We start from the raw sequence: 24,122 nt of genomic DNA on the forward strand, positions 1-24,122 counted from the left end.
GCGTAGCTAGATCGACACGAAATGCGACAGGATGCCCTGCACCTCGTAGATGTCGACCTGACGGTTGAATCGCTGCTTGACCGGCTCGCCGCCGCTGCCGATCCAGATGTAGAGCTCGGCGTCGAGGTCGAAGGTGCCCGCGGTTTCGACGGCGAAGTGGCTGATCGAGCGGTAGGGGATGCTGTGGTAGCTGACCTTGCGGCCGGTGACACCCTGTTTGTCGACCATGATCAGGCGGCGGTTGGTGAACAGCATCGCGTCGCGGACCAGGATGAACGCGGCATACACCTGCTCGCCCTGGCCGAACAGCTTCGCGTATTCCTGCTGGGCGGCGGCCGGATCTATGCGACCGGCATTACCCATCATCCCGTCGAGCAGGCCCATCATGTGCTCCCCGTTTCGGTGGCGGCTGCTGTGCCACACCTGGTTCCATTGTGGCGCAAGCGAAGCCGGGCGGCGAGATGCTGCGCAATACGTTCACCAGTTCGCCGATCGGCCGAAAAGTCGATCATGGGCACGATCGGTGCGGTCGGCCCTAGCGCGGCGACCTATGACGGCGCGACTAATCTAAGGGCCGTGCGCGTACTCGTCATCGGTTCCGGAGCCCGTGAACATGCCCTCGTCCTGGCGCTGCGCCGGGATCCGTCCGTGACGGCGGTGATCGCGGCCCCTGGCAACCCCGGCATCGGCCAACACGCCGAGCTGCGCCCGGTCGATCCCTGCGCCGCCGAAGACGTCGCCGCGCTGGCCGCCGAAGTGGCCGCCGACCTGGTGGTGATCGGTCCCGAGGTGCCGCTGGTGCTCGGCGTCGCCGACGTCGTGCGCGCGGCCGGGTTCCCGGTGTTCGGCCCGTCGGCCGACGCGGCGCGGATCGAGGGGTCCAAGGCGTTCGCGAAAGATGTGATGGCGGTGGCCGGGGTGCGGACCGCGCACAGCGAGATCGTCGACAGTCCGGCCGAGCTGGACGCCGCGCTGGACCGCTTCGGCCCGACCTGGGTGGTCAAGGACGACGGGCTCGCCGCAGGCAAGGGCGTGGTGGTGACCACCGACCGCCGCGCGGCCCGCGATCACGGCGCCGAGCTGCTCGAGCAGGGCCACCCGGTGCTGCTGGAGTCGTTCCTCGACGGCCCTGAGGTGTCGCTGTTCTGCCTGGTCGACGGCGAAACCGTGGTTCCGCTGCTGCCCGCGCAGGACCACAAGCGAGTCGGCGACGGCGATTCCGGCCCGAACACCGGCGGCATGGGCGCCTACACGCCGCTGCCGTGGCTGCCGGACGAGACGCTCACCGAGATCATCGACGACGTGGTGAAGCCGGTCGCGGCCGAGCTCGTCGCGCGCGGCAGTTCGTTCTCCGGCCTGCTGTACGCGGGTCTGGCGATCGGCACGAACGGCCCCGCTGTCGTCGAATTCAATTGCCGTTTCGGCGATCCCGAGACCCAGGCGGTGCTCGCGCTGCTCGACAGCCCGTTCGCCGAACTCCTGCACGCCACCGCGACCGGCCGCCTCGCCGAGGTCGACGCCCCGCGCTGGAAGGACGGTTCCGCGATCACCGTCGTGCTCGCCGCCGAGAACTACCCGGCGCGCCCGCGCACCGGCGATGTGATCACCGGTGCCGACGACGGCGCGCTGGAGGGCGAGACCCTGGTGCTGCACGCCGGTACGGATCAGCGCGAGGACAAGGCGCTGGTGTCGGCGGGCGGGCGCGTGCTGAACGTGGTCGGCGTCGGTGCGGATCTCGCGCAGGCACGGGAGCGGGCCTACGCACGACTCGCGGGAATCAAACTCCCCGGCAGCCATTTCCGGACCGACATCGGCGCGACCGAAGTTGTTGTTCCGGAACGCAACAGCGTCGTGGGGTAATTCGCGGACGATCAGTTGAGCCGCAGGCCGTGCATCGCGAGCCAGGCCTGCGGATCCACGTGCTGCCCGTTCTGGACGATTTCGAAATGCAGGTGCGGGCCGGTGGAATCGCCGCGATTGCCGATGCGCGCGATCTGCATTCCGGCGGGGACGCGCTCGCCCTGGGAAACGAAGAAGTCGTACATGTGGCCGTAGATGCTGATGGTGCCGTCGTCGTGGCGGATGCGGACCCACAGGCCGAAACCCTGCGCCGGTCCGGCTTCGACCACGGTGCCGTCGGCCACGGCGTAGATGGGGCTGCCGATGGGGCCCGCGATGTCGATGCCGCGGTGCAAGGTGCCCCAGCGGGAGCCGAAACCGGACGTGAACGCACCCTTCGCGGGCAGGCTGAACCCGCCGACCGACGGGGTCGATCCGGGCACCATCGCGCCGGGGACCACCGGGGCGCGCTGGCCCATCCAGTCCTGCCATTCACCCGACGCCGCGGCCGCCGCCTCCGCCTTGGCGCGTTCGAGGGTGGCGCGGGCCGCCGCGGCGACCACATGCGCCTCACGACGCTTCTCACCTGCGGCGATGGCATCGAGCATGGGTCTCACCGATTGGGGGTTCGGCAGCAGCTGCGGGGGATAGGCGATGGCCACGTGGAGCGCTTCGCCCGGCGCGAGCGGACGCTCGGCGACGGCGCCGCCGAACTGTCCGTCGGCCGCCACGAACACCGAGACCGCGAGCACCCCGACGATGAGCACGCGCCGTTCGAGCAGTACCTGGCGCACCCGCTCGCGACTGGGCCTGCGCGCCCACATCCCCTCGGCTTGCGCCTTGGGCCGCCGCCAGAAGACCTTGCGCACCTCACCGCTACGCAGTTCGCCCGCGATCTCACCGACCAGCGGATACCGCGCGGCCCACTCGGCCATCCGATCGCGCGCCCCGACCTTGGACGGCAGCTGTTCGCGCCAATTCGCTTGCAGGATTCGGCCATTGACGCTGACGGGCGGACGGCGAAGCGCATCGGTGTTCGAGTGCGCCGACTCGGGGCTGGTCGTTTCGGTGTCGGCGGGTTCCGCCGCCTTCGTCCCTGTCCGCTTCATTCCGCCCCCGCGCCCCGGCCCCGACGTGACCACAGGGGTCGCGCCGGTGGCTGCGTCTTCGCTGTCGGAGCCATTGTGCCGACCATATCCGTGAACGCTCGCAATCGGGTGCTCTACCGTCTCTCGGGTGTCCAGAGAATCGCGCCGGTCGGCCATTGCCCCTTTCTACGTCATGGATGTGTGGAAAGCGGCTGCTGAACGCGCCAGGTCGCACGGCGATGTGCTGGTGCTCGCGGCGGGGCAGCCCTCGACGCAGGCGCCCGCGCCGGTGCTGCGGGCGACCAGAGCCGCCATCGATCACGAATTGCTCGGCTACACCGAGACATTCGGCATTCTGCCGCTGCGCGAGGCCATCGCGGGCCATCACAGCGAGACCTACGGCTACGACGTGCACCCCGACGAGGTGGTGGTGACGACCGGGTCCTCTGGCGCGTTCACGCTGATCTTCCTGGCCGCCTTCGACCCGGGCGACACCGTGGTGGTCGCGCGCCCCGGCTATCCCGCCTACCGCAACACGCTGTCCGCTCTAGGCTGTGCGGTCGTCGAACTGGACTGCGGCCCGCAGACCAGATTCCAGCCGACCGTGGCGATGCTCGAGGCGCTGCCGGAGCCGCCGAAGGGTCTGGTGGTGGCCAGCCCGGCCAATCCGACCGGCACCATGATCGACCCCACCGAACTCGCCGCGCTGGCCCGCTGGTGCGAGCAACACGGCACGCTGCTGATCTCCGACGAGATCTACCACGGCATCACCTACGCGGGCGCGAGCACGCCGACCTCCTCGGCGTGGGAGTTCTCCCGCGAATCGGTGGTGATCGGTTCGGTGTCGAAATACTTCTCGATGACCGGCTGGCGGCTCGGCTGGATGCTGGCACCGGCCGACCTGCGCCCGGCGCTGCAACGGCTGGCGTCGAATATGACGGTGTGCCCGCCCGCGATCTCCCAATACGCGGCCGTGCACGCTTTCGGGCCGGAAGCCAAGGATGAACTGGACGGGCATGTGCGCCGGTACGCGCGCAACCGGTCGCTGCTCCTGGAGGGTTTGCCCGCGATCGGAATCACCGATCTCGCCCCCGCCGACGGCGCCTTCTACGCCTACGCCGATATTGGACATTTGACCGACAATTCCCGGGCCTGGTGCGCCGAGGTGCTCGCCGAAACCGGCGTCGCACTGGCGCCCGGACTCGATTTCGACACCACAAATGGAAACCACACGGTCCGTTTTTCCTTCGCAGGCGCCACCGACGACATCGCCGCAGCGCTGGAGCGTCTGGGAGGGTTCCTGAAGGGCTGATCGGGCCCCTTGTCAACAGTGATGTGCGACAACAACTTTGCGTAGTACGAACACATCTGTGCCGGGATACGGTAAAACTCAGTTATCCCGAATTCCCAGTGTTTCCCCGATGACGATTGCGCACGGTTGAACTGATGATGACTGGCACGTTGGCACGGTGACCACCGCAACGACCCCGAAAGGCGAACGACGTCGGCAGGCTCTGGTGGCGGCGGCGGCTGAGCTGTTGCTCGAAGGCGGCTTCGACGCCGTGCGACATCGTTCGGTGGCCTCCCGAGCCGATCTTCCACTCGCGTCGACCACCTACTACTTCGAATCGCTGGAAGATCTGATCGCCCGCGCCGTGGAGTTCAGCGGCGCGATCGAACTCGACGCGATGCGCCGCCGGGTCGGCGAGGTCAGCCATCGCAGGCGCGGCACCGACGCGACGGTCGAGCTCGTCCTGGACGTGCTCGTCGGCCCCGACGACGGCGACCTGGACGCCCGCGGCCAGCTCATCGCCCGCTACGAGCGTTCCGTGGCGTCGGCCCGTCATCCCGAGTTACGTGAGGTCCAGCTCCGACTACGCACCCAGCTCGAAGAACTGCTCGCCGACGTGCTGCGCCGCTCCGACCGAGTGGTGCGCCCCGAGCAGTTACGCAGGCTGGTGGCCGTCGTCGACGGCGCGGTGGTCGCCGCGCTGATCGAAGGCCACCCCGAGCCCCGCCGACCCGCCCGGGCCGGTCTGCTCGAAATGATCGACATCGTCGCCCCGCCCGTGGTCCCGAACATGATGCCCCAGCAGGCCGAACGGGTGCGGCAATTAGACTGAGTGCTCGTGAGCCTCGTCCCGAATGTCCTCGCCACCCGATACGCCAGCCCGGAGCTCGTCGCGCTCTGGTCGCCCGAGAACAAGATCGTGCTCGAGCGCCGGCTGTGGCTGGAGGTGCTGCGCGCGCAGGCCGAACTCGGAATCGATGTCCCCGCAGGGGTTGTCGAGGACTATGAACGCGTGATCGGCCAGGTGGACCTGGCCTCGATCGCCGAGCGCGAGCGGGTCACCCGTCACGATGTGAAGGCGCGGATCGAGGAGTTCAACGCCCTCGCCGGGCACGAGCACGTGCACAAGGGCATGACCAGCCGCGACCTCACCGAGAACGTCGAGCAGCTGCAGATCCGGCTCTCCCTCGAGCACGTCTACAAGCACGGCATCGCCATCGCGGCGCGGCTGGCCGAACGGGCCGCCGAGTACCAGACGCTGGTGATGGCCGGGCGCTCGCACAATGTCGCCGCGCAGGCCACCACGCTGGGCAAGCGTTTCGCCTCCGCCGCCGACGAGATGCTGGTTGCCCTCGCCCGGACGCGCGACCTGATCGACCGCTACCCGCTGCGCGGGATCAAGGGCCCGATGGGCACCGCCCAGGACATGCTCGACCTGCTCGACGGTGACGCGGGCAAGCTCGCCGCCCTCGAACGGCAGGTCGCCACCCACCTCGGCTTCGCGACGGTGTTCACCAGCGTGGGTCAGGTGTACCCGCGGTCGCTGGATCACGATGTGCTGTCCGCGCTGGTGCAGCTGGGTGCCGGGCCGTCGTCGTTCGCGCACACGATTCGGCTGATGGCCGGTCATGAGCTGGTCACCGAGGGTTTCCAGCCGGGCCAGGTCGGGTCGTCGGCGATGCCGCACAAGATGAACACCCGGTCCTGCGAGCGGGTGAACGGCCTGCAGGTGATCCTGCGCGGCTACGGCTCGATGGCGGCCGAGCTGGCGGGCGCGCAGTGGAACGAGGGCGACGTGTTCTGCTCGGTGGTGCGCCGCGTCGCGCTGCCGGACGCGTTCTTCGCCATCGACGGGCAGACGGAGACCTTCCTGACCGTGCTCGCCGAGTTCGGCGCCTACCCGGCGGTGGTCTCGCGTGAGCTCGACCGCTACCTGCCGTTCCTGGCGACCACCCGCATCCTGATGGCGGCGGTGCGCGCGGGCGTGGGCCGCGAGACCGCGCACGAGGTCATCAAGGAGCACGCGGTGGCGGTGGCGCTGGCCATGCGCGAGCAGGGGCGCGAACCCGATCTGCTGGATCGTCTCGCCGCCGATGAGCGGATGCCCCTCGACCGTGCCGGCCTCGACGCGGCGCTGGCCGACAAGGCCGCGTTCATCGGTGCGGCATCGGACCAGGTGTCCGAGGTGGTCGCGCAGGTGCAGAAGCTGGTCGAAGCCAATCCGGAAGCCGCGCGCTACACGCCGTCGCCGATTCTGTAGAGCCGTGCGAATCAGCCCGCCCCTGCCGCTTTTCCGGCGCAGGTGGCGGGCTTTCGCGCGTCGGAGTCGATACCGTACGCGGGTGAATCCGTACACGATCTTCACCGACATCATCGCCGGGGCCGCCCCGTCCTCGAAGGTTTACGAGGACGACGAAGTCCTCGCCTTCATGGACATTCGTCCTGTGACACCGGGGCACGTTCTGGTGGTGCCCAAGGTGCCCGCGCCGAGTCTGGCCGATCTCGATCCCGCCCTGGGCGGCAAGCTCTTTCAGGTCGGGCAGCAGATCGCCGCCGCGCTGCGCAGCAGTGAAGTGGCGGCCGACGGGGTGAATTTCTTCCTCGCCGACGGGGTTACGGCCGGGCAGGAGGTCTTCCATGTGCACCTGCACGTGATCCCGCGGACACCCGGCGACGGCTTCGGCTTGCGTGCGCGGCCGACTACACCCGCGCGGGCGGACCTCGACTACCTGGCAGGCTCGATCCGGGGCGCGCTCACCCGCTGACCTGCATTTTCGGGCGAAGCGGTCATTGCAAACCGGGGAGTTTGCTGAAGAAACGCCCGAAACGCTAAATGCTTCCAGTTCGTTCACCTGTGGGTTACCTTGGACTGTCATTGGCATGCGGTTATGGAGGGTAGATCGTGCGTCGTACAGGTGTTGCTGCTGTAGTGCTGGCTATTGCTCTCGGTGTGATCGGACCGGCGGTGGTTCACCCCACGGCGGCGTCCGCCGCGCAGATCATCGGAGTCAACGAACTGACTCCGCACCGGACGGCTATCACCGTCGCCTCGCCCGCGATGGGCCGCAATGTCGACCTACAGGTGCTGCATCCCGCGGGCGGTGGCTCGCGCGGCACGTACTACCTGCTCGACGGGCTCGACCCCGGCATCGGCCAGAGCACCTGGACCAACGCCACCGACGCCGAAGCCTTCTTCCGCGGCAAGAACGTCAACGTGGTGCTGCCGATGGGCGGCCAGGCCAGCTACTACACCGACTGGATCACCGATGATCCGCGTTTCGGCCGGTACAAGTGGGAAACGTTCCTCACCCAGGAACTGCCGGGCCTGATCGACGGGCACTTCAACGGCAACGGCGTGAACGGCATCGGCGGGCTGTCGATGGGCGGCAACGCGGCCTACATCCTGGCTGCCCGCCACCCGAGCCTCTACCGCGCGGTGGCCGGTTACAGTGCCTGTCCGGACATCGCGATGGCGGCGGGCGCGATGATGTTCTCCATCGTCAATCGCGGCGGCAATCCGGGCAACATGTGGGGCGCGCCCGGTAGTCCCGAGTGGGCCGCACACGACCCGGCGCTGATGATCGAAGCGCTGCGCGGCAAGGCGCTGTACATGTCCACCGGCACCGGCATCCCCGGCCCGCACGAGGCCGAACTCAAGCCGACGCTGGCCGAGAACATCTTCCTCGGCGGACCCATCGAACTCGGCGTCAACACCTGCATGGTGGCCTTCGACCAGCGCCTGCGCGGTGCGGGCATCGGCGCGAAGATCGACTATCACCCGGTGGGCACGCACTCCTGGTCCTACTGGCAGGACGCCCTGCACGCCTCGTGGCCGGTCATCGGACCCGCGCTCGGGGCCTGACAATCTCCACACGCGACCCGGTTCTGCGGCCGTAGAACCGGGTCGCGGTGCGTTCGGGCTACCTCGCGGATCGTCGACGCAGGACCGCGCTCGCGATCACGCCGATCACCGACAGCCCGGTGACGATCAGCACGTAACCCGCAGGCAGGCCGAGTATTTCGACGTATTCCTTGCTCACTATCCGGTCACGCACGGGCACGTTCTCGGCAGCGGGGCCGAAAATGAAATCGCTGGTGATGGTCGCGGGGTCGGGGATGTAGATCGAGAGTTCGGTGAGGTAGTTGTTGCCCGCGGCAAGCGCTTTCAGGTCCGGGTCGCTGGGTTCGCCGACCGGAGAGGCGAATTCGGTGGTGATGGTGTGGGGTTTCGTGTCGGGGTCGACGCGTGCCACCCGGTGGTCACTGAAGATGTAGAGGTGAACCGACTGGGGTGTGGTCGCGGCGGCCGACATGCGCATCGGGTACACGAGGCGGTCGGAGTCGAAGGTGAGAAGAACCGGGTCGAGGGCGCCGGAGAGAGACTTCGCGCTGGTCAGGCGCATAGCGACGAAGGACCAGCCCTCGCGTAGGTAGGGGTCGAGGGTGGCGCTCACTTCCGGGCGGAGCTGATAACCGTTGGTGTCGAGCCATTCCCGGATTCCGGCGAGGTCCCCGCCGCGCAAGGTGGTCGCCTCGAGCGGGCCCAGCTGCACCCGCCCCAGCACGTCGGGACCGGAACCGGGAGCGGCGCCGGAGGTGTCGCCGCCCAGCGAACCGCTGCCGAACCAGTCGTATTCGGTGACCCGCTCGGGCGCGGTCATGCGCGAGAGCTCGCGCAACGAGTCCGGATTCCCGGCCGAGACGGTCGCGGGTGTCGGTGTCGGCACGATCAGCGCCGCGTCGGCACCGGCGAACTGCATACCCAGCCGCATCAGCACGGTCTCGCGCCGTCCGTCCCAGCCGAGGACCGCCGACTCACTGTTCACCCTGGCCGAGCTGTCCCCGCTGACGACGCCGCCGCACGCGCACGCGTTCGCCGGCATCACCGCCCCGGACCCCGTGGCCAGCAGCACCCCGGCAGTCACGACCAACGATCGAATTGCGTACCGCATCCCCATGCGGTCAGGCTACGCAAATCGGGCCTTCGGCACGGCCACCAGCGGCCGGCGGCCGAGTTGGCGGGCCCGGTTGGAGTGGGGCGGCTACGGTGGACGGATGGCTGGCGAGAATGAGACTGTGTCGGCGCCGATCGCGAAGAGGGCGCCCTTCGAGCGGGTCCACCACGGTGACACGTTCGTCGACGACTACGAGTGGCTACGGGACAAGGAAGACCCCGAGGTCATCGCGTATCTGGAGGCGGAGAACGCCTTCACCGCGGCGCAGACCGACCAGCTGCAGCCCCTTCGGGACAAGATCTTCGACGAGATCAAGGCCAGGACGCAGGAAACCGATCTCTCGGTGCCGACGCGCCTGGGCGACTACTGGTATTACTCGCGCAGTTTCGAGGGCAAACAGTACGGCGTGCACTGCCGCTGTCCCATCGACGCGAAGGCCGAGGGAATCGACGCGTGGACGCCGCCGCAGCTCGAGGTGGGTTCCGAGATCGAGGGCGAGCAGGTGCTGCTCGACAGCAATATCCTCGCCGAGGGTCTGGACTTCTTCGCCCTCGGCGCGTTCTCGCTGAGCCACGACGGCAACCTGCTCGCCTACTCCGTCGACAGCTCCGGCGACGAGCGCTACACGCTGCGGATCAAGGACCTGCGCACCGGTGACCTGCTGCCCGACGAGGTGGCGGGCGCGGCACCGGGGGCCACCTGGTCGCTGGACGGTACGCACATCTTCTATCAGACGGTCGACGAGTCATGGCGCCCCGACACCGTGTGGCGCCACCGCGTCGGCACCGGTTCCGACGCCGATGTGACGGTGTTCCACGAGCCCGACGATCGCTACTGGGTGAGCGTCGGCGCGACCCGCTCCGAGAAGTACCTGATGGTCTGGCTCGGTTCCAAGATCACCACCGAGGGCTGGGTCCTGGAATCGGACAACCCAGAGGGCGAGTTCCGCCCGCTGTTGCCGCGCCGCGAAGGCGTGGAGTACTCGGCCGAGCACGCGGTGATCGCGGGCGAGGACAAGTTCCTGATCCTGCACAACGATGTGATCGACGGGGTGAAGGCGGAGAACTTCGTGCTCGCCGTCGCGCCCGTCACCGACCCGTCGGACATGACGACCCTGATCGGGCATCGCGAGGACGTGCGGCTCGAGGACATCGACGCCTTCGCCGACCACCTGGTGCTCGGCTACCGGCGCGACGCGCTGCCGCGCCTTTCGGTGTGGCCGCTCACGCCGGAGGGCTTCGGCGAACTGACCGAGCTCGACTTCGGCCTCGAATTGTTCTCCGCCGGTGCGGGTTCGAGCCCGGAATGGGAGCAGCCAACGCTGCGCGTCGGCGTCACCTCGTTCATCACGCCGATGCAGGTGTTCGACTACGTGCCCGCCACCGGTGAGCTGCTGCTGCGCAAGGAACAGCCGGTACTCGGCGGTTACGACGCGGGCGACTATGAGCAGCATCGTGATTGGGCCGTCGCCGCCGACGGCACCCGGATTCCGATCTCGATCATCAAGCGCAGCGGGCTGCCCGACGGGCCGAAACCCACACTGCTGTACGGATACGGCTCCTACGAGGCCAGCATCGACCCGTCGTTCTCGGTCTCGCGGCTGTCGCTGCTCGATCGCGGCATGGTGTTCGCGGTGGCGCACGTGCGCGGCGGCGGCGAGATGGGCAGGCTCTGGTACGAGCACGGCAAGACGCTGCTGAAGAAGAACACCTTCACCGACTTCGTCTCCTGCGCAAGCCATCTCATCGACACCGGTGCCACCGCACCCGACCGGTTGATCGCCGACGGTGGCAGTGCGGGCGGGCTGCTGATGGGCGCGGTCGCCAACCTCGCCCCTGAGCTGTTCACCGGCATCCTCGCCAATGTCCCCTTCGTCGACCCCCTCACCTCCATCCTCGACCCGTCGCTGCCGCTGACGGTGATCGAATGGGACGAGTGGGGAAACCCGCTGCGGGACAAGGACGTCTACGAGTACATGAAGTCGTACTCGCCCTACGAGAACGTCGAGGCCAAGGACTACCCGGCCATCCTGGCGATCACCAGCCTCAACGACACCCGCGTGCTCTACGTGGAACCGGCCAAGTGGGTGGCAAAGCTGCGCGCCACCAAGACCGGCGACAACGAGGTGCTGCTCAAAACGGAGATGACCGCAGGCCACGGCGGTGTGAGCGGGCGCTACGAGAAGTGGAAGGAAGTCGGCTTCGAGTACGCGTGGGTCCTCGACCGAGTGGGTCTCGCCGACGCGTAGGAGTAGTGCCGGTTCTCGGCCGCCTTGATCTGGACTGAGTGGAGGGTGCGACGAAGGAGTGCCCGGAGGGAGGGAAGATCGAGGGAACAGGCCGAGAACCCGCGGCGCCAGCCGCCAGAAGACACGAAATTCGTCGGGGCGTCATCGGGGTAGCACGTTGGCGTCACCTCGGGCTGTCATCGTTGGAGCATGAACGCTGAGCTGATCGTTTCGGTGTCGGGGATCCGGGATACGACTCGCGATGCCGCGATCGAGTTCGCGGGGGAGATGGACGCGCGGGGTGTGCGGCTGTCGTTGCTGGTCGCGCCGCGATTGAAGGGCAAGTACCGGCTGGTCGACGATCCGGCGACGCAGTCGTGGCTGCGCGGGCGGCGACTCGAAGGCGACGCGATCGTGCTGCACGGGTACGACCAGGCCGCCACCAAGGCCCGCCGCGCGGAGTTCGCCGACCTGCCGCGACACGAGGCGACGTTGCGGCTGAAGGCAGCCGATCGGGTGATGGAGCGGGTGGAACTGCGCACCCGGCTGTTCGCCGCGCCGCGCTGGGACGCCTCGTCCGGTGCGCTGGCCGCGCTGCCCGACGTGGGGTTCCGGATGGCATTCGGGCTCACCAGCATGCTCGACCTGGAACGCGATGTGGCCCAACGTGCTCGGGTGTACGGGATCGGCGAGGGTTTCCGGGCCGAACCGTGGTGGTGCCGGGCGCTGGTGATGGGTGCCGCGCGCACCGCACGGCGCGGTGGCGTGCTGCGGTTGGCGGTGTCGGCGGCGCAATTGCAGCGGTCGGGCCCGCGCCAGGCGATGTTCGACGCGGTCGATCTCGCGCTGTACCACGGTGCCCGCAGCGACGTATACCGCTGGGAGCCATACCCGGAAGCCAGAGCTGCCTGACCAGGCCGCCGCCGCGCGCACACTGGCGAACAGCGCGCGGCGGTAGCCTCGGAATCGAGTGTGTCGACACTCGACAGTGCATATGTTTCCCGGAGTTTCGAGCCTTCTCGCCGCACACACGGCGGTTATCATTGCCCAGTTGATCGAGTGGTTTCCGCTAGTTGTTAAAACAGCAGGAGGCAGCGCTGATGACGGGCACCGCGACGAAAGTCGCGACAACGACGAAATATATGTCCTGGGTGACATTGGCGCTGATGACCACGAGTTCGGTGGCCAGCCTGCGATCCGCGCCCACGATGGCCGTATACGGATTGGCCTGTGTATTCCTGTACATCATTCCCGCGATTCTGTTCCTGATGCCGACCTCGCTGGTCGCCGCGGAACTCGCGTCGGGATGGCAGGGCGGGGTGTATCAATGGGTCAGCGAGGGATTGAGTAAGCCGCTCGGATTTCTTGCCGTCTGGTGCCAGTTCGCCATGACGATCTTTTACTATCCGAGCCTGCTCGCGTATGTCGCAAGCACTTTCGCCTACATCATTCATCCGTCGCTGGCTTCCAACGGCCTGTACGTGGCGATCGTGATCATCACCGTCTATTGGGCGGGTGTGTACGTGTCCTCGCAGGGCACCAAGACCGTGGCCGGATTGTCGAGTATGGGCCTGGTCATCGGCACGCTGATCCCCGGCACGTTGCTGGTGGTTCTCGGTCTGGTATTCCTCGCACAGGGCAATCCCTCTGCGGCCCCGATGGATTCGTCGCACCTGCTGCCCGCGTGGGCCGGGTTGGCGAGCCTGGTGCTGATCGTGAACAACTTCCTGTCCTACGCGGGCATGGAGATGAACGCGGTGCACGTGTCGTCGCTGAAGAACCCGGCCAAGGAATTCCCGAAGGCGATGTTCCTGGCCATGGGCCTGGTGCTGGTGATCTTCATCCTGCCCGCGCTGGCGATCAGCTGGGTCGTCCCCTCGGCCAGCCTGAGTCTCACCGCGGGTGTGATGCAGGCCTTCGACGCGTTCTTCGGCCACTTCGGGATCGGCTTCCTCACCCCGATCATCGGTATCGCGCTGGTGGCCGCCGCACTCGGCGGCATGCTCACCTGGCTGGCCGGACCGTCGAAGGGGCTGTTGCTGATCGGGCGCAGCGAGGGCTATCTGCCACCGATCCTGACCCGGCTCAACAAGCACGGCGTGCAGCAGAACATGCTGGTGGCGCAGGGTGTGTTCACCACGCTGATCGCGCTGCTCTACGCCTTCATCCCCAATGTCTCCAGCGCGTACTGGATTCTGTCGGTGATCACCACGCAGGTGTATCTGATCATGTACGTGCTGATGTTCGCCGCTGCCGCCAAGCTGCGCAGGGACAATCCCGATCACCCGCGCGGCTACCGGGCGCCCGCGCTGATGGGGCTGTGCGCGCTGGGTGCCGCCTCCTCGATCGCCGCGTTCGCGATCGGTTTCGTGCCGCCCTCGCAGTTCGGCGCGGGCAGTCCGCTGGTGTACGTGCTCATCGTGGGTGGCGGCTTGGGCATCGTGGGTCTGCTCATCCCGTACCTGTTCTACCGAAACCGCAGGGACAGCTGGAAATTCGCCGTACCGGAAGGGCAGCAGGCATGACGACCGGAGACGCCCCCGACCGCAAGCGACGCTGGATCTACGTCACCGCGGGTGTGCTGCTCGTGGTGTTCGCCCTGATCGGGCTCTTCACTTTCACCGAGATCCGCGAGAACACCCAGGCGAGCGCGAAAGCCGAGCAGCTGCACAACAATCTGCTCGCCGCCGGTCTGCCCGCGCCGGAGACGGACGTGATCGCCAACGCGCTCGGCGACGACGGCGGGTCGGTGTGCCAGGACCCGGGTTCGCCGCTGATCAAGGCGAAATACCAGGCCTCGATCACCAACGGTGCGGCCGGGCCGGGGCAGCGTCCGGTCATCGGCCCGCGCGACACCACCGAGGCGGTCGCGCTCACGATCGCCACCTACTGCCCGGATCGCTTGCAGGACTATCTTTCTCATCTCGACACCCTGAAGCTGGACGACACCACGAAGTGAGGCGCGAAGAGATGACCGATGATGTGACGGCGCTGCGCAGCAAGGTTTCCGGGCTGATGGGCCAGGCGAAAAAGGATCTGGCCCAGCTCGTTTCGTTCAAATCCGTCGCCGACCCGCGCCAGTTCCCGCCGGAAGGATGTGAGCAGACGGCGCAGTGGGTGGCCGACGCGTTCGCCGCGGCGGGACTGACCGAGGTCGGCCTGCACGAGACGCCCGACGGTAGCAAGGCCGTCATCGCGTCGAAGCCGGGGCCGCCCGGCACGCCGACGGTGCTGCTGTACTGCCACTACGACGTGCAGCCGCCGCTCGACGATGCCGCGTGGCAGACGCCGGTCTGGACGCTGACCGACAAGAACGGGCGCTGGTACGGGCGCGGGGCGGCCGACTGCAAGGGCAATATCGTCACGCATCTGACGGCCCTGCGCGCGATCGGACCCGACTTCCCGATCGGGATCAAGGTGGTGGCGGAGGGTTCGGAGGAACAGGGCACCGGCGGCCTGGAGAAGTTCGTCGTCGCCAATCCCGCTCTGCTGCAATCGGATGCGATCCTGGTCGCCGACTGCGGCAACTTCGCCGTCGGGGTACCCACGTTCACCCAGACCCTGCGCGGGATGGTGAATGTGGTGCTGACGGTGAAAACCCTGGAAGGGCCGATGCATTCGGGAATGTTCGGTGGACCGGCGCCGGATGCGCTCGCCGCGATGATCCAGCTGCTGTCGTCGTTGCGCGATGCCGAGGGCAACACCACGATCGACGGACTCACCGACGATCAGAAGTGGACCGGTGTGCAGTATCCGTCGGCAGACTTCCGGTCCGACGCGGGTGTGCTCGACGGCGTCGAACTGCTCGGCAACGGCACCGTGTCCGACATGCTGTGGGCGCGGCCCGCGCTCACCGTGCTCGGGATGGATGTGCCCGCGGTGGTCGGGTCGTCGGCGGCGATCCAGCCGAGCACCAAGGCCAGGCTCAACCTGCGCATCCCGCCCGGCACGGAACCCAAGCAGGCCTACGACCTGCTGGAGAAGCACCTGCGCGCGCACGTGCCGTGGAACGCCGAGCTCGACATCGAGGTCGAGGCGCTCGGCGAACCGTTCGTCGCGTCCACACAGGGGCCTGCCCGTTCCGCCATGGAACAGGCGATGGCGACCTCCTACGGCCGCGACGTGACCACCGAGGGGCAGGGCGGATCGATCCCGCTGTGCAATGTCTTCCAGGACACCTACCCGAAGGCCGAGATCATGCTGATCGGCGTCGAGGAACCGAAATGCCTGATCCACGCCCCCAACGAGAGCGTGGACCCCACCGAGATCGAACACATGGCACTGGCCGAAGCCCTGTTCCTGACCAGCTACCGCTGACTCAGAACTGGCCCTGGTCCTCGGGTTCGATGACGCGGAACTCGGTGCCGGCCGGGGCCATCTCGGTCAGCCTGCCGAAGTAGATGCCCTGGGCCGACGGGGTGATGATGCCGTGGTGGATGGGCACCGCGGTGCGGGGGTTGACGGCGCGTAGGTAGTCGACGGCCTCCGAGATGCGCATCCACGGGGCGACGGCCGGGATGGCGAGCACGCCGACCGGGACCGGCGGCACCCAGAGCGAGTCGCCGGGGTGGACCAGCTGGGCGGGGTCGGCCTCGGTGCCGAGCTGGAAGACGGTGTTGTCGATCACCGGGATCTCCGGGTGGATCACCGCGTGCCTGCCGCCGCCGCCGGTGATCTGTAACTCGCCGATGTCGAGCACCTGACCAGCCGAAACCGGCTCCCAGCCCTCGCTGCGCTGCTGCGCGGTCTGCGGATCCGACAGCAGGCGGGCACCGGGATTGTTCTCGATGAGGTCGCCGATCCGGTTCGGATCGATGTGGTCGGGATGCTGGTGGGTCACCGCGATCGCGTCCAAGCCGGTGATGCCCTCGAAGCCGTGCGCGAAGGTGCCGGGGTCGAACAGCACTTTCACGCCGTGCAGTTCCACGAGGATGCAGGAATGACCGAAGTGGGCGATGCGCATACCCGATGCTAAGCCGCCGCGACCCCGGAACGCGGGCACGACGGCCCTGTCAACTAGGATTTCTGGGGTAACCCACACACCACTTGAGGAGCAACGCGTGGCACGAGTCGTGGTCGAGGTCATGCCGAAGGCCGAGATTCTGGACCCCCAGGGACAGGCCGTGGTCGGCGCGCTCCCGCGTCTGGGATTCGCCGGAATCTCGGATGTGCGGCAGGGCAAGCGATTCGAGCTCGAGGTGGACGACAGTGTGTCGGACGCTCAGCTCGAGCAGATCGCCGAGGCGCTGCTGGCGAACACGGTGATCGAGGACTGGAAGGTCGTTCGGGTCTCGTGAGCGCACGCATTGGCGTAATTACTTTTCCCGGAACGCTCGATGATGTCGACGCCGCTCGGGCGGTTCGGCTGGCCGGCGCCGAGGCTGTGAGCCTGTGGCATGCCGATGCCGATATCAAGGGTGTCGACGCCGTGATCGTGCCCGGTGGGTTCTCCTACGGGGATTACCTGCGGTGTGGGGCGATCGCGCGATTCGCGCCGGTGATGGGCGAGGTTGTTCGCGCCGCCGGGCAGGGTCTGCCGGTGCTCGGTATCTGCAACGGATTCCAGGTGCTGTGCGAGGCCGGGCTGCTGCCGGGTGCGCTGACCCGTAACGAGGGACTGCACTTCATCTGCCGGGACGAGTGGTTGAAGGTCGAGGGGACCGATACCGCGTGGAGTTCGCGGTACGAGCCGGGTGCGCAGATCCTTGTTCCGCTGAAGTCGGGCGAGGGGCGTTACCAGGCATCGGAGAAGGTGCTCGACGAGCTCGAAGGCGAAGGCCGCGTGGTGTTCCGGTACGCGGGTGACAACCCGAACGGATCGCAGCGCGGGATCGCCGGGATCTCCTCGGCCAACGGGCGGGTCGTCGGTTTGATGCCGCACCCCGAGCACGCGACCGAGGCATTGACCGGACCCAGCGACGACGGTCTCGGAATGTTCTTCTCGGTGATCGATAGTTTCGTCGGCGCCTAGAGACTGTCGATGATGTAGAAGTCGACCCCGTTCGCCATTGCCAGGTGGGCGGGGCCTACTGCTTGATTGCCCAGAAATCCGCGGCGGGTGGCCGGTCCGTCCAGCACCAGACCGGTTTCCGCCGCGGCGATGATGGCTTCCACCTCGAGTGTGCCTGTCGTGTCGGCCAGGGTGTTCAGCAGGTGGATCGCCTCGTAGGTGGAGTTGCTGAAAGTCGTCAGCGCCGGGGCGAATTGGCCCTGATGCCGCTGGTAGCGGGCGCGCCGGGACCGGCCCTCGGTGGTGCGGTTGTCGATGAAGAAGCTCGAGGCCACGTAGAGGTTGGTGTTCGCCGACGGGCCCGCGCTGAGTAGGACGTTCTCGTCGACCGCCGGGCTGAGGCGGGGCATGACGGTGGGCAGGCCGGTGGCGGCGAACTGGCGATTGAAGCGGGCGGTGTCGGCGCCGACCATGAGGATCAGGACCGCGTCGGCCAGCAGCAGCGCCGGGTTCTCCAGGAAATCGCTGAAATCGGTGGTGCCGAGGGGGACGTAGTGCTCGACGATGATGTCGTACGGGTTGGGCAGGGATCGGCGCAGGGCCAGTGCTGTCCGGCGGGGCCAGATGTAGTCGTTGCCGATCACCGCCCAGCGGCGCACTCCTAGTTCGCGGCCCATCCAGGCGGCCGCGGGGACTGTTTGATGGTCGGGATGTTCGCCTACCAGCAGGACACCGGGGCGTTCGTCGGGAAGGCCCTCGTGGTCGGTGGCGTAGAGGTAGGGGACGCGGGCGTCCACGGCCTCGGCGACAGCCCGGCGCACCGCCGAGGTGTGCCAGCCGGTGATCGCGCCGACCATTCCGGTGGCCAGGAAGGCCGCTACCTCGGCGGCGACTTCGGCCGGTTCGCGGCCGCCGTCGATGGTCGTGAGGTGGATTTCGCGGCCGAGAATTCCTGTGCCGCTATTGATTTCGTCGACGGCCAGGGAAATGGCGGCGGTACACGATGGCGCGATGATGCCACCCGGACCCTGCGTGGGGACGATCGAGAGAATCTCGATCGTTTCATCCCGGCTCTGACCGAACAAAGGCACTCTGTACTCTATCGCCAAGTGCGAACAGGATTGTTCGAATGAATTTTTCGGCAGGTGGGAATGCAATCGGTGGCCATCATAAGTGGGTATTCCACGCTGCACGGCGCGCTGCGCTCCGCGGAGCGCAACTGGGTAGGCCGGCTCGAATCGGCGTTGTCGGCTGACAACCTCACGGCCGATCATTGGGCGATCCTGTCGCAGTTGTCCACCGACGACGGGATGACGATGTCGGAACTGGCCGCGCAGGCGCGGCTCGCCCCGTCCTCGGCCACCCGGCATGCGGACAACCTGGCCGAACGCGGGCTGATCTTCCGGGTCGCCGCCACCGACGATCGGCGCCGGATCCTGATCGGGTTGAGCAGCCTCGGGGCCAAGCTGGCCGCCAGGATCCGCGCGCAGGAGAAGCTAGCGGAGGAAGAGTTACGGTCGCGCCTCGGGATTCGCCGCTACGGCGAATTACTGGCGGCGCTCGCGGTGATCGCCGAACGCGACGACTGATCAGGCACCGTACTTCCCGATGCGGGGTGCCCGGGCGCGGTGTCGTGCCTAGGATCGCAGGATGCCGGTTTCCTTGACAGCGGCCACGGCCAGCGGATTGTGTGCCTTCATCGATGCGTCACCCTCGCCTTTCCATGTGTGTGCGACGGTGGCGGCCGAGCTGGACGGCAACGGGTTCACGCCATTGACCGAGGCGTCGGCATGGGACGACGCGGGCGGGAAACACTATGTGGTGCGCGGTGGTTCGCTGATCGCGTGGGCAGATTACGACGCGGTGCCCGCTGCTCCGTTCCGGGTGGTCGGCGCGCATACCGACAGCCCCAACCTGCGGGTGAAGCAGCATCCCGACCTGGCGGGTGCGGGTTGGCAGCTGGTCGGGCTCGAGCCGTACGGCGGTGCCTGGCTGAACTCCTGGCTGGACCGGGAGCTCGGTCTCTCGGGGCGGCTCAGTGTGCGCGAGGGTGCGCGGATGCGCGATGTGCTGGTCCGCGTCGACGAGCCGATCCTGCGGGTGCCGCAGTTGGCTATTCACCTGTCCGAGGACCGGCGCGGGGTCACCCTCGACCCGCAACGGCACGTGAACGCCATCTGGGGGATCGGCGACGCACCCGCGTCGTTCCTGGATTTCGTCGCCGAGCGGGCCGGGGTCGACGGCGCCGACGTGCTCGGCTGGGAACTCATGACCCACGACCTCGCGTCGAGCACGATCGTCGGTCGCGATCTGGATCTGGTGAGCGCTCCGCGCCTCGACAACCAGGGCACCTGCTACGCCGGGTTGCAGGCGTTCCTCGCGGCCGCCGACGAGCCGGGGGCGGCGACGGCGGTGCTGGTGATGTTCGACCACGAAGAGGTCGGGAGTCAGTCCGATCGTGGGGCGCAATCGGATCTGCTGCCCGCGGTGCTGGAGCGCATCGTGCTGGCCCGCGGTGGTGGGCGTGCGGACTACCTTGCCGCGCTTGCCGGTTCGGTGGTCGCCTCGGGTGATATGGCGCACGCGACGCACCCGAACTACCCGGACCGGCACGAGCCCGCGCATCGCATCGAGGTCGGCGGTGGGCCGGTGCTCAAGGTGAATCAGAACCTTCGCTACGCCACCGACGCGGCGGGCGCGGGTGCGTTCGCGCTCGCGTGTGCGCAGGCCGACGTGCCGCTGCAACGCTATGTCCACCGTGCCGACCTGCCGTGCGGCTCGACCATCGGGCCGATGACGGCCGCCCGCACGGGGATGTCGACCGTCGATGTCGGCGCACCGCAGCTCGCGATGCACTCGTGCCGCGAGCTCATGGGCGCCGCCGACGTCCCCGCCTACGCGTCAGCCCTCGCGGCGTTCCTGACCCCGGAAGCGACGGACTGACAGATTCGACGATCGGCTCTGGTCGACGCCGCGCTCAGGTGGTCGCGAGTTCCGGCGTCGTCGAAGGCTTTCGGGTGGGGCGGTAGGTGATCACCGCGTAGACGATCACAGCGAACGTGGCCCACACGTAACTGCTGCCGATGATCTGCTGCCACCAAGCCCAGGCGAGTTCCTTGTCGCCCGAATGTGGCAGGACCCACTGCGGGCCGACGATGAACATCACCGTGAACAGGGCGACGAGGGTGGTGAAGGCGCGGGAGCGGCGACGGTCGGCCATGCTGACGGCGACGACCAGCGCGGGGGCCACCCAGACCCAGTGATGCGACCACGACACCGGCGAGACCAACAACACCGCGGCCGCGTTCACCAGGAGCGCGCCGACATCGTTGCCCGCGCCGATCAGCCGGTACATCCAGACCGAGGCCAGCCCGATCGTCAACGCCGACAGGCCGATCCACAGGCCGGTCGCCAGCGATTCGTCCATGCCGAGGCGGAACAGGGTGCCCTTGATCGACTGGTTGCCCGCGAAGTAGGGCGTGCCGATGCGGCCGGTGTCGGACACGGTGTGGAACCAGTACTCGACCGAGTCCTTGGGGAACAGCAGGAAGCCGACGCCCACCGCGCCCGCGGCCGACGCGACCATGGTGGCCGCGGCCTTCCAGTCCCGGCGGATCAGGAAATACAGCAGGTAGCCTGCCGGAATCAGCTTGATCGACACCGTGATGCCGATCAGCATCCCGCGCGGCCAGAACGGCTTGCGCGCGAGAATGTCGATGGCGACCACGGCCATCAGGATCAGGTTGATCTGGCCGAAGTTGAAGGTCTGGCGGACCGGTTCGAGGTACTGGGCGAGGGCGAGCCCGGCGATCACCACGGCGAGTACCGAGATCCGGTCGAGCTCGGGACGCACGCGAACCAGCACCAGCCACAGCACGATCCCCAGGCTCGCCAGCGAGGTCAGCAGCACGACGACCTCGGCGACGACCAGCGGCATCAAGGCCAGCGGCACGAAGAACATCGCGGCCAGCGGGGGATAGGTGAACGGCAGCCCGAGCCCGTACACCGGCGGCATCGGGCCGTACAGGTCGCCGCCGTCGAGCCACACGCGCGCGCCGTTGCGGTAGACCTGCAGGTCGATGAACCCGTGCCACCAGTGCGCGAGGAGCGCGATCACGGCGGAGACCACGAACAATCCGATGGCGGCGGTCAGCCATTTCGAGCTCGGTTCCGTGGCCTGCGCGGCGACAGGCGGCTCGACCTGCTCGGAAACCCCCGGACTTTCGTTCACGGCGCCAGAGTAACGGGTACCCCTGTGGCCCAACCGCAAGTGTGACCAGACCGAATCCGGCCGCCTCCCCAGCTCGAGGCAGTACGGGCGGCGGGCGGTTATCGCGCAACCATTAGACTCTGCAGATCAAGTTCCCCCCGGCCGAAAGGACCCTGGTCTCCCGTGACACTGCAGGTCGACACCGTCGCTACCGCCGCAGCCACCCCGGATGCTCCGCAGCCGTACAAGGAACTCGGTCTCAAAGACGACGAGTACGCCCGCATCAAGGAGATTCTGGGCCGTCGGCCCACCGATGCCGAGCTGGCGATGTACTCGGTGATGTGGAGCGAGCACTGCTCCTACAAGTCCTCCAAGGTGCACCTTCGCTACTTCGGTGAAACCACCACCGACGAGATGAAGGCCTCCATGCTGGCCGGGATCGGCGAGAACGCCGGCGTGGTCGACATCGGCGACGGCTGGGCCGTCACCTTCAAGGTGGAAAGCCACAACCACCCGTCCTACGTGGAGCCCTACCAGGGCGCGGCCACCGGCGTCGGCGGCATCGTGCGCGACATCATGGCCATGGGCGCCCGCCCGATCGCGGTGATGGATCAGCTGCGCTTCGGCGCGGCGGACGCCCCCGACACTCGTCGCGTTGTCGACGGTGTGGTGCGCGGCGTCGGCGGTTACGGCAACTCCCTCGGCCTGCCCAATGTCGGCGGCGAGACCGTGTTCGACGCCTCCTACCAGGGCAACCCCCTCGTGAACGCGCTCTGCGCGGGCGCGATGCGCGTGGAAGACCTGCACCTGGCCTTCGCCTCCGGCGCGGGCAACAAGATCATCCTGTTCGGCGCGCGCACCGGCCTCGACGGCATCGGCGGCGTGTCCGTGCTCGCCTCGGACTCCTTCTCCGGTGACGAATCCGGCACCGGACGCAAGAAGCTGCCCGCCGTGCAGGTGGGCGACCCGTTCACCGAGAAGGTGCTCATCGAGTGCTGTCTCGACCTGTACGCGGCCGGGCTGGTCGTCGGCATCCAGGACCTCGGCGGCGCCGGGCTCTCCTGTGCCACCTCCGAACTCGCCGCGGCGGGCGACGGCGGCATGCACATCGACCTGACCAGGGTCCCGCTGCGCGCCAAGCACATGACCCCCGCCGAGATCCTGTCGAGTGAGTCGCAGGAGCGCATGTGCGCGGTCGTCACACCGGAGAACGTGGACGCGTTCATGGCCGTCTGCAAGAAGTGGGACGTGCTGGCCACCGACATCGGTGAGGTCACCGACGGCGACCACCTCGTCATCACCTGGCACGGCGAGACCGTGGTGGACGTGCCGCCGCGCACCGTCGCCCACGAGGGCCCGGTCTACGAGCGCCCGGTGCAGCGTCCCGACACCCAGGACGCGCTGATCGCCGACACCACCGCCACCCTGACCCGGCCGAAAACCGGCGACGAGCTGCGCGAGACCCTGCTCACGATGATCTCGAGCCCGCAGCTGTGCAGCCGCAAGTGGATCACCGAGCAGTACGACCGCTATGTGCGCGGCAACACCGTGCTGGCCGAGCACGCCGACGCGGGCGTCGTCCGCATCGACGAGTCCTCGGGCCGCGGTATCGCACTGGCCACCGACGCGTCGGGCCGCTACACCAAGCTCGACCCGTACACCGGCGCGCAGCTGGCGCTGGCCGAGGCGTTCCGCAATGTCGCCACCACCGGCGCCACCCCCAAGGCCGTCACCAACTGCCTGAACTTCGGTTCGCCGGAGGATCCGGGCGTGATGTGGCAGTTCCAGCAGGCCGTACGCGGTCTCGCGGATGGTTGTGCGGCGCTGGGCATTCCGGTGACCGGCGGCAACGTGAGCTTCTACAACCAGACCGGCAAGGACGCCATCCTGCCCACCCCGGTGGTCGGCGTGCTCGGCGTGATCGACGATGTGCACCGCCGCATCCCGACAGGCCTCGGCCTCGAGCCGGGTGAGTCGCTGATCCTGCTCGGCGAGACCCACGACGAGCTGGACGGCTCGATCTGGTCGCAGGTCACCCACGATCACCTCGGTGGTGTGCCGCCGAAGGTCGACTTCGCCCGCGAGCAGCTGCTCTCGGAGGTGCTCACCTCGGGTTCGCGCGACGGCATGATCTCCGCCGCGCACGACCTGTCCGAGGGTGGTCTGGCACAGACCGTCATCGAGGCGGCGCTGGCAGGCGAAACCGGTTGCCGCATCGTGCTTCCCGAGGGCTCGGACCCGTTCGTGCAGCTGTTCTCCGAGTCGGCCGGGCGCGTGCTCGTCGCGGTGCCGCGTTCGGAGGAGACCCGTTTCACCAAGATGTGCGACGCGCGGCAGCTGCCGTGGGTGCGCATCGGCGTGGTGGACCAGGGCTCGGATTCGGTCGAGGTGCAGGGCCAGTTCTCCGTGACACTCGCGGAATTGCGCGAGGCGTTCGAGGGCACTCTGCCTAAGCTGTTCGGAGCGCACACCGCCTGATCAACAGAGGAGTCGAGCTTGTGACCAGTGGGGATACGAGCTCGGCTTCTGCACCGGTAGTTCGCGATAACCTCTTCATCAGGG

Annotated in this window: 22 protein-coding genes; 16 read left to right on the forward strand and 6 right to left on the reverse strand. The window is 67.7% G+C overall.

Features of this window, described 5'->3' with window-relative positions; genetic code table 11:
* Positions 1-6: 6 nt before the first annotated feature.
* The gene (locus ACFWPX_RS26410; protein WP_378913857.1) at positions 7-384 is read right to left on the reverse strand and encodes a PH domain-containing protein; all 378 of its coding nucleotides are present in this window, start codon (positions 382-384) and stop codon (positions 7-9) included.
* A gap of 192 nt (positions 385-576) precedes the next feature.
* Between ACFWPX_RS26410 and purD the strand changes: the two genes are divergently transcribed.
* Positions 577-1,860: a phosphoribosylamine--glycine ligase gene (purD, locus tag ACFWPX_RS26415; RefSeq protein WP_378929947.1), complete on the forward strand. Its 1,284-nt coding sequence runs from the start codon at positions 577-579 to the stop codon at positions 1,858-1,860.
* Positions 1,861-1,871: 11 nt separating this feature from the next.
* Here the strand turns inward: purD and ACFWPX_RS26420 are convergent, their stop codons facing one another.
* Complete coding sequence (locus ACFWPX_RS26420) at positions 1,872-2,948, reverse strand: M23 family metallopeptidase (protein ID WP_378929949.1); 1,077 nt, start codon at positions 2,946-2,948, stop codon at positions 1,872-1,874.
* A gap of 127 nt (positions 2,949-3,075) precedes the next feature.
* Here ACFWPX_RS26420 and ACFWPX_RS26425 point away from each other — a divergent pair, with 127 nt between their 5' ends.
* The 5 genes from ACFWPX_RS26425 (at position 3,076) to ACFWPX_RS26445 (ending at position 8,080) form a co-directional block, all read left to right on the forward strand.
* On the forward strand, positions 3,076-4,239 hold the full coding sequence (locus tag ACFWPX_RS26425; RefSeq protein ID WP_378913863.1) for a pyridoxal phosphate-dependent aminotransferase: 1,164 nt from the start codon (positions 3,076-3,078) through the stop codon (positions 4,237-4,239).
* Positions 4,240-4,396: 157 nt separating this feature from the next.
* Positions 4,397-5,050 carry a TetR/AcrR family transcriptional regulator gene (locus tag ACFWPX_RS26430; protein ID WP_378913865.1) on the forward strand — a complete coding sequence of 218 codons (654 nt, stop codon included), beginning with the start codon at positions 4,397-4,399 and terminating at the stop codon, positions 5,048-5,050.
* 6 nt (positions 5,051-5,056) lie between these two features.
* Positions 5,057-6,478 (forward strand): adenylosuccinate lyase, encoded by a 1,422-nt coding sequence (gene purB / locus ACFWPX_RS26435; protein WP_378913867.1) that lies wholly within the window; start codon positions 5,057-5,059, stop codon positions 6,476-6,478.
* An 82-nt stretch (positions 6,479-6,560) separates the two neighbouring features.
* Positions 6,561-6,983 (forward strand): HIT family protein, encoded by a 423-nt coding sequence (locus ACFWPX_RS26440; protein WP_378929951.1) that lies wholly within the window; start codon positions 6,561-6,563, stop codon positions 6,981-6,983.
* A gap of 137 nt (positions 6,984-7,120) precedes the next feature.
* Positions 7,121-8,080 carry an alpha/beta hydrolase gene (locus ACFWPX_RS26445; RefSeq protein WP_378929953.1) on the forward strand — a complete coding sequence of 320 codons (960 nt, stop codon included), beginning with the start codon at positions 7,121-7,123 and terminating at the stop codon, positions 8,078-8,080.
* A gap of 58 nt (positions 8,081-8,138) precedes the next feature.
* On the opposite strand, the gene ACFWPX_RS26450 is transcribed toward ACFWPX_RS26445, so the two are convergent.
* The gene (locus ACFWPX_RS26450) at positions 8,139-9,143 is read right to left on the reverse strand and encodes a DUF2330 domain-containing protein (protein WP_378929955.1); all 1,005 of its coding nucleotides are present in this window, start codon (positions 9,141-9,143) and stop codon (positions 8,139-8,141) included.
* 130 nt (positions 9,144-9,273) lie between these two features.
* Here ACFWPX_RS26450 and ACFWPX_RS26455 point away from each other — a divergent pair, with 130 nt between their 5' ends.
* From ACFWPX_RS26455 to ACFWPX_RS26475, 5 genes are all read left to right on the forward strand, one after another.
* Positions 9,274-11,421: a S9 family peptidase gene (locus ACFWPX_RS26455; RefSeq protein WP_378929957.1), complete on the forward strand. Its 2,148-nt coding sequence runs from the start codon at positions 9,274-9,276 to the stop codon at positions 11,419-11,421.
* Positions 11,422-11,610: 189 nt separating this feature from the next.
* A complete protein-coding gene (locus ACFWPX_RS26460; RefSeq protein ID WP_378913876.1) occupies positions 11,611-12,312 on the forward strand; it encodes a DUF2334 domain-containing protein in 702 nt (233 codons plus the stop codon).
* 188 nt (positions 12,313-12,500) lie between these two features.
* On the forward strand, positions 12,501-13,925 hold the full coding sequence (locus ACFWPX_RS26465; protein WP_378929959.1) for an APC family permease: 1,425 nt from the start codon (positions 12,501-12,503) through the stop codon (positions 13,923-13,925).
* A complete protein-coding gene (locus ACFWPX_RS26470; protein ID WP_378929961.1) occupies positions 13,922-14,359 on the forward strand; it encodes a hypothetical protein in 438 nt (145 codons plus the stop codon). The genes ACFWPX_RS26465 and ACFWPX_RS26470 overlap by 4 nt, the downstream gene beginning before the upstream one ends.
* An 11-nt stretch (positions 14,360-14,370) precedes the next feature.
* Positions 14,371-15,717, forward strand: coding sequence for a dipeptidase (locus tag ACFWPX_RS26475; RefSeq protein ID WP_378913882.1), 1,347 nt, complete (start codon positions 14,371-14,373; stop codon positions 15,715-15,717).
* Position 15,718: 1 nt separating this feature from the next.
* Here the strand turns inward: ACFWPX_RS26475 and ACFWPX_RS26480 are convergent, their stop codons facing one another.
* Positions 15,719-16,363, reverse strand: a complete 645-nt coding sequence (locus tag ACFWPX_RS26480; RefSeq protein ID WP_378913883.1) for an MBL fold metallo-hydrolase — start codon at positions 16,361-16,363, stop codon at positions 15,719-15,721.
* Between the two features lie 97 nt (positions 16,364-16,460).
* Between ACFWPX_RS26480 and purS the strand changes: the two genes are divergently transcribed.
* Together purS and purQ are read left to right on the forward strand one after the other, a co-directional pair.
* The gene (purS, locus tag ACFWPX_RS26485; protein ID WP_056818769.1) at positions 16,461-16,697 is read left to right on the forward strand and encodes a phosphoribosylformylglycinamidine synthase subunit PurS; all 237 of its coding nucleotides are present in this window, start codon (positions 16,461-16,463) and stop codon (positions 16,695-16,697) included.
* Positions 16,694-17,371 (forward strand): phosphoribosylformylglycinamidine synthase subunit PurQ, encoded by a 678-nt coding sequence (purQ, locus tag ACFWPX_RS26490; protein ID WP_378913885.1) that lies wholly within the window; start codon positions 16,694-16,696, stop codon positions 17,369-17,371. The genes purS and purQ overlap by 4 nt, the downstream gene beginning before the upstream one ends.
* On the opposite strand, the gene ACFWPX_RS26495 is transcribed toward purQ, so the two are convergent.
* Positions 17,368-18,441, reverse strand: coding sequence for a substrate-binding domain-containing protein (locus ACFWPX_RS26495; RefSeq protein ID WP_378913886.1), 1,074 nt, complete (start codon positions 18,439-18,441; stop codon positions 17,368-17,370). The two genes, purQ and ACFWPX_RS26495, sit on opposite strands and share 4 nt — an antisense overlap.
* A 60-nt stretch (positions 18,442-18,501) precedes the next feature.
* Between ACFWPX_RS26495 and ACFWPX_RS26500 the strand changes: the two genes are divergently transcribed.
* On the forward strand, positions 18,502-18,939 hold the full coding sequence (locus ACFWPX_RS26500) for a MarR family winged helix-turn-helix transcriptional regulator (RefSeq protein ID WP_378914051.1): 438 nt from the start codon (positions 18,502-18,504) through the stop codon (positions 18,937-18,939).
* A 61-nt stretch (positions 18,940-19,000) separates the two neighbouring features.
* The gene (locus ACFWPX_RS26505) at positions 19,001-20,293 is read left to right on the forward strand and encodes a M18 family aminopeptidase (RefSeq protein WP_378913888.1); all 1,293 of its coding nucleotides are present in this window, start codon (positions 19,001-19,003) and stop codon (positions 20,291-20,293) included.
* A gap of 34 nt (positions 20,294-20,327) precedes the next feature.
* Here the strand turns inward: ACFWPX_RS26505 and ACFWPX_RS26510 are convergent, their stop codons facing one another.
* Positions 20,328-21,581, reverse strand: coding sequence for a glycosyltransferase 87 family protein (locus ACFWPX_RS26510; protein WP_378929963.1), 1,254 nt, complete (start codon positions 21,579-21,581; stop codon positions 20,328-20,330).
* A 162-nt stretch (positions 21,582-21,743) separates the two neighbouring features.
* On the opposite strand from ACFWPX_RS26510, the gene purL reads away from it, so the two are divergent.
* Positions 21,744-24,038 (forward strand): phosphoribosylformylglycinamidine synthase subunit PurL, encoded by a 2,295-nt coding sequence (purL, locus tag ACFWPX_RS26515; protein ID WP_378929965.1) that lies wholly within the window; start codon positions 21,744-21,746, stop codon positions 24,036-24,038.
* Positions 24,039-24,122 lie beyond the last annotated feature (84 nt).

Source organism: Nocardia sp. NPDC058518, from assembly GCF_042719655.1.
In the GTDB taxonomy this organism is placed as follows: domain Bacteria; phylum Actinomycetota; class Actinomycetes; order Mycobacteriales; family Mycobacteriaceae; genus Nocardia.